The 14,970-nt window shown below is 50.0% G+C and carries 8 protein-coding genes; all 8 read right to left on the minus strand.

The window, feature by feature from the left end; translation table 11 throughout:
• Positions 1–537: 537 nt before the first annotated feature.
• Positions 538–2,766: a beta-galactosidase gene (locus GGU45_RS00960; RefSeq protein WP_435221186.1), complete on the minus strand. Its 2,229-nt coding sequence runs from the start codon at positions 2,764–2,766 to the stop codon at positions 538–540.
• A gap of 102 nt (positions 2,767–2,868) precedes the next feature.
• Positions 2,869–4,341 (minus strand): endo-alpha-N-acetylgalactosaminidase family protein, encoded by a 1,473-nt coding sequence (locus tag GGU45_RS00965; RefSeq protein WP_435221188.1) that lies wholly within the window; start codon positions 4,339–4,341, stop codon positions 2,869–2,871.
• Between the two features lie 77 nt (positions 4,342–4,418).
• Positions 4,419–7,343 carry a glycoside hydrolase domain-containing protein gene (locus tag GGU45_RS00970; protein ID WP_435221190.1) on the minus strand — a complete coding sequence of 975 codons (2,925 nt, stop codon included), beginning with the start codon at positions 7,341–7,343 and terminating at the stop codon, positions 4,419–4,421.
• Positions 7,340–9,184 carry a right-handed parallel beta-helix repeat-containing protein gene (locus GGU45_RS00975; protein WP_435221191.1) on the minus strand — a complete coding sequence of 615 codons (1,845 nt, stop codon included), beginning with the start codon at positions 9,182–9,184 and terminating at the stop codon, positions 7,340–7,342. Before GGU45_RS00975 ends, GGU45_RS00970 begins: the two co-directional genes overlap by 4 nt.
• Before the next feature lie 39 nt (positions 9,185–9,223).
• Positions 9,224–10,690 carry an endo-alpha-N-acetylgalactosaminidase family protein gene (locus tag GGU45_RS00980; RefSeq protein WP_435221193.1) on the minus strand — a complete coding sequence of 489 codons (1,467 nt, stop codon included), beginning with the start codon at positions 10,688–10,690 and terminating at the stop codon, positions 9,224–9,226.
• A 134-nt stretch (positions 10,691–10,824) separates the two neighbouring features.
• Positions 10,825–12,213, minus strand: coding sequence for an endo-alpha-N-acetylgalactosaminidase family protein (locus GGU45_RS00985; RefSeq protein ID WP_435221195.1), 1,389 nt, complete (start codon positions 12,211–12,213; stop codon positions 10,825–10,827).
• Between the two features lie 180 nt (positions 12,214–12,393).
• Positions 12,394–14,352: a glycoside hydrolase family 97 protein gene (locus tag GGU45_RS00990; protein WP_435221197.1), complete on the minus strand. Its 1,959-nt coding sequence runs from the start codon at positions 14,350–14,352 to the stop codon at positions 12,394–12,396.
• A 128-nt stretch (positions 14,353–14,480) separates the two neighbouring features.
• Complete coding sequence (locus tag GGU45_RS00995) at positions 14,481–14,969, minus strand: DUF5018-related domain-containing protein (RefSeq protein ID WP_435221198.1); 489 nt, start codon at positions 14,967–14,969, stop codon at positions 14,481–14,483.
• Position 14,970: the final 1 nt, after the last annotated feature.

Raw genomic sequence — 14,970 nt, forward strand, 5'->3', positions numbered from 1 at the left:
GCGTGAGGTACTGAAACACTGAATACTTTATTTTGCCACGAAGATCTGTTTTAACCGCAAGGGACGCCAGGGTTACGCTAAGTTCGCTAAGCTATTTCCTTATTTCTTTTTGCGAGCGTTGCGAATTCCTTGCGCACATTGCGGTTAAGCGTGGGGTACTGAAACACTGAATACTTTATTTTGCCACGAAGATCTGTTTTAACCGCAAGGGACGCCAGGGTTACGCCAAGTTCGCTAAGCTATTTCCTTATTTCTTTTGCGAGCGTTGCGAATTCCTTGCGCACATTGCGGTTAAGCGTGGGGTACTGAAACACTGAGGGCCTGGGATGTTCTAAATAAAAACGGGGCCGTTGCTGTAGCATTAAAAAAATCTGTGTTTCTGCGTTTCAGTGGCAGCAACACAGAATGTTCTGTGGCCTCCCGAAGAGCGCGAACCACTACAAAGATCCGGTGGCAATTTTTCCCGCAGATGGCGCAAAATCTTGCCGCAGATCATCGCTGTTTTTTCTGTGTTTCTGCGCCTCTGTGGCATCCCGGTTAAAAGCGGAGTACTGTCTTATACTGTGGAATGACCGTTATCTTTTTGATACCCGCTCCTTTTGTCTTTATCTCTTCCACCGTTTGGGCATTTACTCCCGTAATACGATCATCCCATTTCTGAGCCTCAAACAGCAGAGCACCTTTTCCCAAATAGTTCTTTGTACTAAACAACCAGGGAGTTCCGTTAAACAAATGATCTGTAAGTAAACGCCCCTCCTGATGCGCTGTAGCCCCGCTCCCCAGGTAGTCTATCTTAAGCAGTACATCATTAACCTGGCCGGGCAACAACGCCGGCAGTTGGAGGGTTGCGGCATCGTTCTTTATTTCCTGCACTATCTCCGGCGTATAGGACGGCACCGAAACACTGAAGTCTGCAAATATTCCCAATTTTCCAAAAGAGATATTATCCCGGGCCGTTAGAGAAGCTGCATTGCCCGGATAAATTTTGAAATGAAAGCGGTTATTGCCCATTTGTTGCAACTGCAAATTCTTACCGTCATTCATCAAATCTGCTTCTGTGATCACCAATGCCTCCTTGCCCTTAATAGTGGTACGCCAGCTATTTTCCGCTTCTTTGCGCGTAAGCGTAATAACTACTAACCGCTTACCCGTTTTACCCGTTAGCAGCAACCTCACACCCGGCTCCAGTTTCAGGATCCGGGGCTTTGCCCCTTCTTTTGATTCAAGCGTGGTTTCGTCTATCGCTATTACGGAACTCCCTTCCCCGGGCTTCACAAAAAACAAAGTGGTAATTTTGCCATCGGTTATTTTTGCCAGGGGTTGTGCAGTTGCATACTTTATCAATATCCCGTTAACGTTCAAATTGAATGGCAACAGCAGGTTGGTCTGATCCTTTAAAAAAACAGACGGAAAATGAATGGTTTCATTCTTTAATTTTACGGCAACAGTCACCTCCTTATCCGGCATGGGAATACGCACCTGCGTATTGTTTAGAAACAGGAAGCCGCTATTATCTTTTACACGAACAATATACCGCAGGTTGCCGGTATTATGAACATCCCGCACCGGATTTGCGGGCTCCACCTGCGGCATGGCGGCCAGCATGCTGCCAAAATCATTGATGAAACAATGGAGTATTTTCAGGTATTTGTAGGAGGGCCGAATAATCCCAAACTCGCCGATGGGCGCCTGAAAATCGTAGCTCTCGGGGTATCCCGGTTCCTTCAAACCCGGCGTTTGTGTACCGCCATGAAACATATAATAGCCCACCAGGTTCATACCACGCCCCAGCTGGTTTTGAAGATGCGCTTCCTCCACCTGCGGCGCTACCACGAAGCGGTTGGCATTGGTCATCTGGCTGCCGGCGCCCTGCTCGCAAAGGCCACGCGGAAAACGGGCTGCATCATAATACAATTTCCCTAACGCATCGGTCATGATCCATTGATCATCTCCATATAAAAAATCGGCTGTTGGGCCGCCGCCGCCCCGCTCCCAGCCCCGGTAACAATAAGAGCCCTGTAGGGGGATCACTTCCATTTTATCCTGGTCAAAAACCGTGTTGGCGGTTACCGACCAAAATACCGGATGCATACCGGAGGCCAGTGCCATCTCCTTTAGTTTGGAAATATGTGCTGCCTGGCCACTGGCATATTCATTTTCCAGCTGTATACCAATAACAGGGCCGCCCTCTTTAAAAAACAATCCCTGCACCTGTTGGCCTACCTGGTTAAACAGTTTTGTAGCAGCGGTTATATATGCAGGATCATTGCTTCTTCTCCCGGGCATTTTTGCGATCCACTCCGGGTGGCCTCCATGGAGCTGCTCACCATGAGCCCAGGGGCCAATACGCAGCCATACATACATCTGATGTTTATTGCAGAGCGCCACAAACTTTCGCAGGTTCCGGTTGTCCTGCCAGTCCCAAACACCGGGAGCCGTTTCATGTTCGTTCCAGAAAACATAGGTAGCCACAATAGAAAGGCCAGCACTCTTCATTTTTAAGATCCCGCTTTCCCAATCCTGTGGCGGTACACGATTGTAATGCATCTCGCCCATTAAAGGAAACCAGGGCCGACCATTTTTTAAGAAATACCGGTTGTTGGCAGCAAGCTTATTCCCTTTTGGATCGGTACCCGAGAAGGGGATCGGCTGCGGCTCTTCAGCTATTACCCGCGATGCATCTATTTCATAAGCCTGCCCCTGAACATGCACAACCCCTGCAAGCAGCAAAAGGAAAAACTGTGCAAACAAAAGATATTTTTTCATCCGGATCTTTTTTATTTGTTATTCGAATCATACTTTTTGGCAAACATTTCAGGCCCATTCAACGCCCCCTTGCTTCTCAATAATTTTGTGACCATCTGACCCTTACGGTTTGGGTCGCAACACAACCGCCTCACCCTTTGAAAGCGACAAACGAATGCGCCGGTGCACAACCGGCAGGCGCTTCAGGAACCGGGTTCCCGATGTGTCGATCCGGAACAGATCCGCCTTTTTTACACCCGACCAGCCGGGTGGCAGTGTCCATGTTTCTGCGGCATACCCATCCCGGCTATAGGCGATCACTTCACGCTCCTTACGCCAAACCGCGGGTACAAACAGGTCATTACCCTTGCGGAGTATTATATCACGGTGTGTGATCAGCGAATCTTTCAGGCTTACCGTAAGTCCGTCATTATAATGAACCACCCGCTGCAATCCCGTGCCCTGTAGCCGCTCCCGGTGATACCGGTTCAGGTAAATATAAGGCAACGTACCGGTATAGAACTGGTATTGAAACGCTTCCTGCCAGTGTGCAATGGTACGAAAATCATCTTCCAGGTTGTTAAAACAATCCTCTCCGCGCGTGCTCATACCAAACAGAAAACCCAGCTGCATTTCTTCGGCCGCCTGTTTGGGAATTTGCCGGATGAACAGGAACGGACCACCCCCTGTGGCTATGGAGGCCGGCGTATGCATATAACCCTGCTCCGTTTGATCGAACCAGACAAACCAGGGTGATAATCCTGTAAAATGATCATAACCCTCCCTAAGACGCAGATAACTTTCCTGGGCTACATCAAGCCCAAGGGTTTTAAAGTAGCGGATCACACGACGCTGGTAGCTTTCCTCATCTTCCCGCGTAATGTTCAGATACGGATTACCGCGTGAGAAGTAGGCATCTAATAACACCGTCCCCGCCTCCTTCAGAAACGGCAATAATGTGAGGAGTTCATCGATCCGCTTAGTAGCAAAGCCTTTCTCCCACTCCTGCCGGGCACAGACCTGGTAGGCATCAAACCCATTGTAAGCCCCGATCTTCATGGGCCGGCCGTCCTTCATTCTTGCGATCAGGCCCTCCTTCCAGTAGGTATCCCATAAAGGACTGTTCTGATAGGCATCCGCCATATTTACATGCACACTTATGACCGTATTGTATTTTTTGCATGCATTGAACAGCCAGATCAGGGATTGCCGCCCGGTACTGTCGCCGGGTCTTTTCAATGCATCATTTACCTGGTGCCATGCCGGATACCGATCATCGTGCCCATTGTACTGCCAGCCAACCAGGTAAATGATCTTGGGCAGATGACAGGTGATGGCATCTACCTGCTTAACAAGCGCATATACTTCCTCAAAAGTACGTCGCACATAGGAGCCCCCTTTACCATCGGGTGTGGCCAACATCAGGTGCATAACCAGCGTTTGGCCATAATCATAAGCATAGGGCGTTTCCGGTTTGCCGGTTTTTGTCCAGTCATAATAATCGCCGGAAATATTGCGCCAGCGCTGATCCTGGGCCTGCATAAAACCCGGAAGCATAAAAAGAAATAATAACAATAAAAAAACCGATCTCTTCATTTAAACAATATTTACCGTGCGTTCTATATAATTCATGGCACCATCAAAAAGAGGCGTCCGTTCTATTTTTCCCACTGTTACTTATCAATGATGAACAACCATCCCTTTTGGGGCGCCAGCAGGATATGCTGCTCTCCGTTGAAGCGCTGTTCCGGTTGAAAGTTCCGGATCGCCGGCGCTTTTATAAAACGGTTCTTCGAAGTCCAGCCTATTCGCTGCCAGTTGATATTCAATTTTACGGCAACCGTATCCGCTGCCCAGCTGGCAACCGCTACCAACAACCGGTTATCCCGGATATACGCGGTGGCCAGCACCGCCGGGTTATCCGTGGTTACCACCGGATCCTTTTCCCAATAGCCCACCATTTTTGCACCGGCAATACCAAAATCATCCCATACTTTCCAGATGTCTTTCGGATCACAGCTCACCCCTTCGGTATACCAGGGATAACGCACCGTCATCCCGTACACCATTCCCCGCCATGGATTGCCACCGCCGTGCAACATATCGCCCATCAGTCCAAACGGCAACCCCGACACTTCTACCAGCCAGTTGGCAGCAGACATATTATTGTACTGGAAGCTTTCACCAAACCATAGCTTATTGATATATGGAAAAAACTCCGTGTATTGCGTGGCCGGCCCTTTTGAAAACCCGGTATTGGAATGCAGATCGATGATACAGCCGGGCTTTACCCCGTCCATTACTTTACGCATGCGTTTAAGCAGGTCTCTATCGTAGGATACATCATCCAGGTACAACCCATCAATACCGGTATACCTTACCAGCCAGCGCAGCCCCTCAATATAATAGTTGTACCAGCGGCTATCACCACTGGTAAGCAGGGCCGCATCAGAACGCTCATAGCCACCGATGGTCGTAAACCATTGCGGATTGTAGTGATCAACCAGGTGTTCGCGCAGCCACACATAACCGCCCCCCTTGCCATCCGCCAGCACTTCACTACCCAGGCTTCTTAGTGCCCAAAGTTCCGGCACCTGGTTCGTTAACTCCCGGGTGGTATAATACAATTTCATTTTCATTCCCTTTTTATGCCAGGTATCGGCTACCGCACGGATGGTATCGGTGGTTATGAACGGGTAGTTGATATAGGGGTTGATGGCATTGGCATGATGCACATTGAATATTTTGATCCCCGTTTTGAGATCGGCCTCCTTTGGCAGGGGATCACTGCCGTTATGGTAATACCGGTTTGTAAACTGCGACCAGGTATCCGTTTGCTTCACGGGGGTAGATAACAGTGCAAACTCAAACCGGAGGGTATCCGTGGTATCCAGCATCCGTTCACCGCTGTAAACGGTTGCATACTGCACCGTGCCTTGCCGGTACAACCTGAAGCCGCCCTTATCCTGGTTATACCAGGCAGGTGGCGGGGGCGGATGATACAGATTCAGCAAGGGGCCGCTGTAGCTGGCACCCCGCAGTTCGCAAAAAATACCGGCATGCACATCACCCATCCAGAACGCATCCTGCGGGCCCTTCCATTTCCAGTCGTATACCACAGGAGTTTCGCAACCGGGCAGCCCCATTCCCATAAAGTATTTGCTGCTGCTCTTTCGCAGGGGCAACTGCAGCCGGATGTCTTTTATAGGAACCCGCACCTGGCCGGATACCGCTATATGAAACCGCATATAACCATCGGCCTCCATGGTTCCGGTACAATCCAGGGTAAGGCGCTGATTGGATGCCCGGACTTTCCAGCGGATAAGACCACCCGTCTCATTGATAAATTCCGGTTTTCCGGCGTTCCATTTTTCAACGCCCGTATCCGTTTCTACAATAAAGGCAATGGGAGCCGCCAGCACCGCGGTTCCAAAAGGACGGATCGATTCCGGCAAACCCAGCGTACCAAGGGTAGCGGCGGTTGTGCTTCCGCTGATGGTATTCCCGTTCCGCTTCAATGCCGTATAAGGGGCCACCACTGCATCATCAATTCCCAGGGTGGAGTTTAGCCAGCGCAGCCGGCTATGCCGCCACAGCTCATGATCGCCCCGCTCTGCAATGATCTTATCCCCCACCTGCAGCGCCACCGGCACCTGCTGCTCCGGAATACCCTCCGCCGCAATAAAAACGGTAAAAGTATACCGTCCGGGTTTTGTATTTTCGGGAACATCTACACCTATCCACAGGGGCTGCACTGTTCCCTCTGCCACATCCGGGGCCCTGGTAAAAGCAACACCCCTGGAATCCCTGCCCCCGGTGTTAAAACAGGTAAGCGCAAAAGGAGCGCTGCCAAAGCGGACCTTTAACCCCTTTAGCGGGGTGCCTGCCGCAAATACACCAACCTGGAACGTATAATATTCATTACGCTGCGCTGCGCCGGAAAACGAAGCAGCGGGACCAGACCGGATCCATTTATACGGCAGGTGATCCCGCATCCTTATCGGAAACTTCCGGTCTTCCGGGAACAGGATCATTTTTTGAGGATGCCGCGCCATAAGTGTGCGCAGCTCAGCAGCCGTTGCAGTCACTTCCATCGGGTAAAAACTATCAAACTCCGTACGGGCCTCCAGCCTGTTCACTTTCGACAGTGGCAACTGTGCCGCTGATGCCGGAAGCCCCTGCCGCTGCATCCATGCAGCGTCCGGCGTAGCTTCGGGTTTCAGATAATCCCCCGCAAACCAGCCATTTTCTTTACGTCCCTGCCAGGGCAGGTAATACACATAATAGGTGCCCTTACCGCTTACCGGTTCAAACACAAATTCGGCCCGCTCATTATCTACGGCTATGCGGTAAATATGCCGCACGGTATCACCGCCGGCAGACAGTATCAGCAATCTTTTTTGTTCCGGCAGCCGGTCGTGCCGCCTCCAGAAAAGGATTACATGTGCCAGTTTCCCCTCCTGGCATTCAATGACTGCCCGGTGATTGCCAAGGGTTTCCGGCCAGGGAGTTTCTGCCACACTATAGGCATGTACCTGACTGTACGCCACCAATGCAAACGGCAACAAGACAATAAGAAGCAGGAGTTTTTTTATCATGGCGTTGCCCAATTAAGATCGGTGCGTACTGTTTTAAGGTCGGTATCGGTTACATGAAGGCGAACCGGCCAGGATACATCGGTTGTATTATTTTTTATAAGCAGGTTCTTACAATCGCGCAGTTCAAAGGCCGGCTGTTTCACCAGGCTACCGGCACCATCACCTTTTTTTATCTGGTTGGAAGTAAAGGTCAGCCCCGCAACACTTCTGGCAATAAGCACCGGAGCGCCGATAACATTAAACGTATTACCCGTGATGCTGATATTGCGGTGTACATAATAACCGGGAGCTTTCTGATGGTTTTCCGGCACTATGGCAATCACATAGGAACCCGGGGCCTGGTTATACCCGCAGGATTCAAAGGTATTGTTCCGGATGGTTACATCCCTTACCGGGCCCGATTCAAACCAGCTGGCGGCATCATCGGCTATCAGGATCGCATGCATACCGGTGCGTCTGAAAATATTGTGCTCAATCACTACTTTTCTGCGGGTGGTGATCAGCACCCCCCGGGTATTGGTGCGCTCAAACAGGGAGTTGCGGATCTCCACCGAAGGGGTCCAGGTAAGGTTTTCAACGCAAAGCCCCGGCAGGATGCTCCCGGGCATGGGGCGATCCAGCTCTACCAGCATCTCCTTCCTGTTTACCAGCACTGCGTTCCTGATCCGCGCATACCCCGTTTCCTGTAAGGTTCCGGGATCGATGAATGCGATGCTGTCGCCCTTAAAAAAAGCGGCAAACCCATAGGTCTGGTGATGCATAAACTGCAGCTTTATATGGGTATCATCCGGCTTTCCGGTTATCTTCAGATGTGTGCCATGCACATTTACCGGGTCATCGTGCAAACCGGAAGCTATACAACTATCGATCAGGATGGCGCCTTTACACCCGGAAAAATGAAAGGCATCGGCAAAAGCCGCAACGATCCTCCCTGAGGCCTCGCGGGGTTTTACACTTACCCTCCGGAAGCTGATATTCTCCGAAAACTGCGATACAATACCCAGCCCATGCATATAATGCATTTGAACGCCCTCCAGCCGGATGTTTTTGCTCAGCCAGATAAAACCACCACAGTTATCGCGGTATGGATCGCGAAAGGTGAGCACATCACCCTTAGTGAAATCCCGTTTACTGAAATCACCAGTGAAAGCCAGTTGAAAAGGCGCGGTTTCTTTTACCGCTGCTTTCAAAAATGGCTGGAAAGAACTGTAACGCATAGTGGACGTGGCCGGGCTGAACCGGATCGTATGAAAACGGCTGGTCTTCCATCCCTCCCCATAAAAGGTGAGCTGGCCATCGCGGACCCGGTACCGGCTGTCCGGGTGAACCGCCAGTACCGCAGCACTGTCATTGACCGATTGCACCGTTACTTCACTCATTGTTGGGCGCTCATAATCGAAGGCTATATTACGCAGTGTGATATCCCGGCTGTTGATGAATGCAAAGGAAACCATTTTACCATGCAGCACCACCAGGGTATTATTACCTTCGATGGTAAGCCCATCCAGGCTATCCAGCAGGAAGCCGATATTTTTTACTTTTGAGAGGCTGTCAGACTCCGTATCGTTGGAGATATAAAGCTCCCGTTTAAAAGCCCCATCGGGCCACAGGTCGATGCGGCCACCGGGAAGCTGCAGGATAGCCGCCTGTTTACCGGCACACGCCGCCAGCGCTTTTACAACAGCAGGGGATGCGTTCTCAAAACTGTTGGACCGGGCTCCATAGTCGGCCAGGTGAATAACCGTTTCACCCGGTACCGCAGTGCTCGCATTGCTGCATATATTTATAACCAGGGAACATAGGTATAGTGCAATAACATGGCGCCTGTTTCTTTTAATCATGTTTATAAATTCATTTATTTTTTCTTTATAATGGCATCCCTACAATGAAGGCGTAAGCACCAGCATCTGGTCTTTTTCCAGCGAAAGTACCCCTTTGCCGGACTGCACCGCCACCGGTTCTGCCTTTTGTTTACCCTCCACCGAAATAGTGTATGCCTTTAACTTCCCGGCCTTCCTCAAACCCGGTGGCAGCGCCCATTCCCGTTGCTGATACCCATCCCGGCTATAAGCGATCCAGGTGTTTTCACCAATCCATAACGCCGGTAAAAATACATCGCCGTTCTCTACCAGTACCACACCATTCTTCACCAGCTTAAACTGATCTTTGTCTAATATAGTACGTACTCCTTCAGAAAACATCACCTCCTTTTTTACCCCGTTCCGGATCAGTTTTTGCCGTTGCAGGCGGTTTAAATAATACCATACCAGGGTATGCGTACAAAAATCTTCCTTAAACCCTGCCAGTTGGTCTTTATCTTTTTTAACAATATCTTCTCCATGCATGCTGGTGCCAAATAACCGGCCCCACTCACTCCGGTCTACCCCACCGGTATACAGGGACGATGGCCAGTCGGTATAAAACGACAATCCCCGGCCTACCCACCAGGCCATGGGTTGGTATCCTTCAAAGGAAACAGGGCGCAGAAAGTCGACGCCTTCGCTGGTTACATCGATCCCTTTACCGGCCCAGTAGCGGAGTAGTTTTTTTTGTGTTTCTGCCTCATCCGCAACTGTAAAGGGCAGATAGGGGCTAATAGGTTTCAGGTCCAGGTTGACCCGGGTATTGCCATTAGCATCGGTTTCGGGTATCGGCGGACTTGTATGAAAGGCGTCTATATGAATGGTGCCTGCTTTTTGTAAAGGCAGCATGCGGCAAAGACGATCGATCCGTTTTTGTGCCAGGCCCAGCTTCCACTCCTGTGCATAACTAATGGGACTCCCCCATTCGCCCCGGAGAATCGTTCCATCTTTATGCTTTGCTATGATGTCCTTTGCTACATATTCGTTCCAGAGCGGACTGTCTTCATAAGCATCAAACATATTAATATGAACACTTACAGCGGTGTGATACTTCCGTGCTTCGCGCATCAGCCATTTCAGGCTGGTTAACGCATCGGGATCCTCCGGCCGTTTCAGCCGCGGGTTTACCTCAAACCAGGCGGGGTACTTACTGTCGTGCCCGTTGTATTGCCAGCCCGTAAGATAAATAATCTTGGGAATGCCCAACGTTAGCCGGTCCATGCGCCGGATCACTTCCAGCGCGCCGGCAAAATCCAGGAATACATCGCTTTTCCCATTGTCTCTTCTTTTGTATTTCCCATCGAAAGAAGCCTGCGCCAGCATCAGCTTCATCACCAGTGTCTGATCATACCGGTAATGCCACCGGATCTGCTGCTGCACGGGCTTGTGAACGATCTGCATGGTATCCTGTCCCCGGGCTGCCAGAAAGAAGCCGGCAAAAAACAACAGGGCTGATATTTTACGGGAGCACTTTGCTTTTATCATTTTTTCTTTTCAATTTTTTTATTACAGAAGTTGTTTAAACTTTCCCGCTGATTTTGAGCAGACTCAATACACCGCTGATGCACGCAGATTGATTTCCTGCGGAAATACCATCGTTTCCTAAAATTTAAACAACTTCACAATTTACCGGGCACCAGCAATACCGGTATCCCTGGTTTTAATTCCAACGAGAATTGTTGCCCCGTTACAGCAATGGTCTTCCACTTTTTTAGCCCTGTTTGCTCCACGATAAAAACCGTTGCGGTACGTACCGCCTTCCAGCTAACGGGAACCTGGTAATTGAACCATGTTTCCCGGAGGCTAAATGCCACCAGGCTGTTGTCCTTGCGCCAATCCACCGGAAAACAAACCGTGCTTCCGGTACGCAGGTTCCGGGTGCCTTCATATACAGTGCTATCCCCCAGCGACACTTTTACCCCGTTTGAGAAGTATGCTATCCGATTGCTTCCGGTGCCCTCCACCCTCAACCGCTTTAACCGGTTGAGGTAATCATACTGTACCGTGTATAGGTAAAAATCCCTGCAGAACGCTTCCTGCCAGTTATCTTTGCCCCGATTATTAAGTGCACCGGGAAATAAATTCTCGCCATACATGCTGGTACCGAATAAAAACTCCAGCCCAAAATCACTCTGCTTCAGGTCCGGGTTAAAATGCCCGCCGGTTACCACCTCTGCGGGTACCTTTAAAAAATCCTGCTGCGTGCGGTGGTTAAAATGCCAGTAGTAGGGAACCAACCCCGTCATATAATCCATAGCCCACTCACTGGTGGGGTCGATGCCTTTGCTGATCCAATAAGCGGCTATCTTTTTTTGATAAGCTGCTTCCATCACCAGGCTTTCATAAGCTCCTTTGTTCTCCCGGGCAATCCAGGCATCTATATGAATGGTGCCTGCTTCTTTCAGCTGCGGCAATACCTTTAGCAGGGAGTCGATCCTTTTTTGCGCATATCCTTTCTCCCATTCATTCCGGTAATTGATCTGGTATGCCTTATGATCATTATAGTTCCCCGTTACCATCATACTGCCATCCGCATTCCGGGAAATGAGATCCTCCTTCACATAGGTGTTCCATAAAGGACTGTTGTCGTAGGCCTCCGTCATATTAATATGCAGGCTTACTGTGGTATGGTATTTACGGGCTTCCTGCATCAGCCATACCAGGCTCTGCACCGCACTTGTGTCCTGTGGCCGCTTTAGCTTTCCGTTTATTTCAAAGAAGGCGGGATACCGGTCATCGTGTCCGTTATAAGTGGCGCCAACAAGGTAGATGATCTTGGGCATCTGAAGCGTTAAAGCATCTACCTGTTTCACCAGGGCCAATGCCTGTTCAAAATTCATATTAACCATGCTGCCTCCTTTGCCATCCGGTTTGGCCAGGAACATCTTCATAACCAGTGTATGCGCGTAATCATGCCGGAAATGCGGCGGGTTATCCTGCGCCATCACAGCGGCCGGGCAGGCCGGCCCTGCAACATAAACCAGTAAGACGATCAGTATCTTTCTCATCAGGGGTTCTATTTTGATATATAGCCTGTTTAAATTTTAATAACCAGAAGAGGTATGATGAACTATAAAACCATTAAGAAGTTAAGATTCATTAAGCAATATATCAACTTAGCCATTCTTAATGCCCGGCCAACCATGATTCGGACAGGGTTTAAGAAAAATAAATCTTCAACCAAGCTCTTATAAAGGTGACACCCGCGCCACCCAGCCGCCGCCGGGCGCCAGGATCAATGGCAGGGTATTACCTGCTTCTATGATGGTTTCTGTATACACATAATCTTCCGCTCTCTTATCCGCATTGATGCCGTCTTTGATCATCGTGATCTTATACTTACCCGGCGGCAAAAAATCTGTCTTAAGATCCAGTGTACGCGCCAGCGTGTCTGTTATAGCGCCTATGAACCAGTTGTTGCCGTTACGTCTTGCCAAAACCGTATACTTCCCCAGCTTGCCGGCCAGCAACCTTGTTTCATCCCAGGTAACCGGTATGCCGGAAAGAAAAGCGGTACATTCCTTTTCCCGCTCATAGTCAGAGGGCGAATCCGGCAGCATGGTCATGGGGCTGTTAAGGATCACAAATAGAGCCAGTGAGTGCGCCCGGGTTCCTTCCATCATCGGATAATCACCCATAGCCCGGAAGTTTTCATGCGTAGCATTCCGCAAAGTACCGGGGATATAGTCCATGGGCCCGGTGAACATGCGGATATAGGGCAACAGGTTATGATGCACGGGGTTGTCCTGTCGGGTCCAGCCATTGTATTCAAACTCAATCAATGCCTCACGGGTAAGCACATTAGGATATTTCCTCCGGAGGCCACAGGGTTTATATGCCCCGTGAAAGTTGACCAGCATCTTTTTTTCAGCGGCCTTGCGGGCTACTTTTTCATAGAAGGCAACCATTTGCTGATCATCCCGGTTCATAAAGTCCATTTTGATACCCTGGATCCCCCATTGCGCATAAAGATCAAATGCGGCATCCATTTGTTTTTCCATCGAGCTCCAGATCACCCAAAGCAGGATTCCCACACCCTTTGTTTTGGCATAAGCCGTTACCTCGGTCATATTGAGCTCCGGCACTTCCTTTAGAATGTTCTCTTTAGGGCACCAGCCATCATCAAATAGAAAATAGCGAAACCCATGCGCGGCACAAAAATCAATGAAGTATTTGGCCGTAGCCGTATTGATGCCTGATTTAAAATTGACCCCGTAAATATTATTCTTTGCCCACCAGTCGAACAGTACCACACCCGGCTTCACCCAGGAGAAGTCCGCCGCAGGGGCTTGTGGTGATGCCAGCAGGTACACCATATTGTTTTGGATCAGGTCCTCCTCACGATCGGCCACCGCAACGATCCTCCAGGGAAAGCTCCGGCTGCCGCTCACCCGGGCAATAAAGCCGGCCCTTGTTTTAACCTGCCCGTGATTGTAAATACTGCCGCTGTAATCCAGGATTTGCGGATAGGCCGGGTTGGTAACCTCAAGGCTGTTGGTGCCCGTACCAGTTAACCACAGGCCCGGGTAATCATAAAGGTCGCTCTCCGTTAGCATTAAAAAACGCCCGTTGCTTTTTTGCACCAGGAAAGGGAAATTGCAGAGCCTGCCCGGTACGATACCCGATACTGCTTTTGTTTCATAAGGCGTTTCATAGGCAGAACTGATAGATTCCGATGCCTGAAAACGGGCGGTGTCTCCTTCTGCAAAATGCAGGGAAAGCCGCTCTCCAAGTACTACCATACTGTCTTTGGCTGCAGTCAGAAAACGATAGGCCAGGCCTTCATTGAACAAGCGCAATGCCAGCGTATAACCACCCCTAAAATCAATGATCAGCTCATTGTAATGGTTGGCGTATGCGGCACTCTTCTCCCGGATCAACGGCCGCACCGTTTCATTCACCGACCGGCGGTGTGTGCGCCTCACCTGCCGGTTGCTAAAATCCACCTGGTCGTCCCGGATCTTCATACCCGGGTTATCCAGCAACACCAGTTCCTCTCCGTTCTTTGTAAGCCCGATACGGATCTTGCTTTGATCAATATTCACCGCGACTTTTAGCTGCAATCCGGGCGATTGCAGTTGATACTGCTGCGCACCGGCATGGAATTGCAGGATCAACGCAATGACCCCAGCCAAATATTTTTTCATCAATATTAATTTTAAACAGATCGCAATTAAGGGGACAAAGTTATCAATATATACTTCGCCTTTACTCAGTATGAGGTGGAATCATTTATACGGAGTAAAGACGAAGTATAACGTTGCCGGATTGACCGTTACTTTATAAACCCTGCGATACGGACCACCCACTCCCTGCTGCTGCCATCGGCTGCTGTGATCCGGTATTTCCGGGCCTGGCCAAAGTCCCCGGGTACACCCGGCTTAGGCGCCCCGTCAACCGGCTCCATCGTAGCAGCCGTGGAAATATTGCACATAAAGGAAAGATTGGCCATGGTCACTTTGGCCCTTTCCTCAGTTGTAAAGGTACCGGAAGCAGCAGGCACCGTAACCGTAAAGATTGCTGAATCGGCCGGGGCACCGGAATCTTCTTTCTTTTTAAACTGTTTTCCCGAAAGGCTCATGGATACGGCTTTTACCACCGGGCTGCTGCCGGAGCCGGGCGTTTCATACAGGTATTCCATAAATACATCGGTCATCAGGGCATCTTTAAATTTAGGCAGGTCCTTGTCCAGTCCGGCTTTCAGGCAGGAGGACGCACTCACCAACATGCAGCCCATTCCTATTAAACAAACTAATTTTTTCATT

This window comes from Niabella hirudinis (assembly GCF_051201075.1).
Taxonomy (GTDB): Bacteria; Bacteroidota; Bacteroidia; order Chitinophagales; family Chitinophagaceae; genus Niabella; species Niabella hirudinis.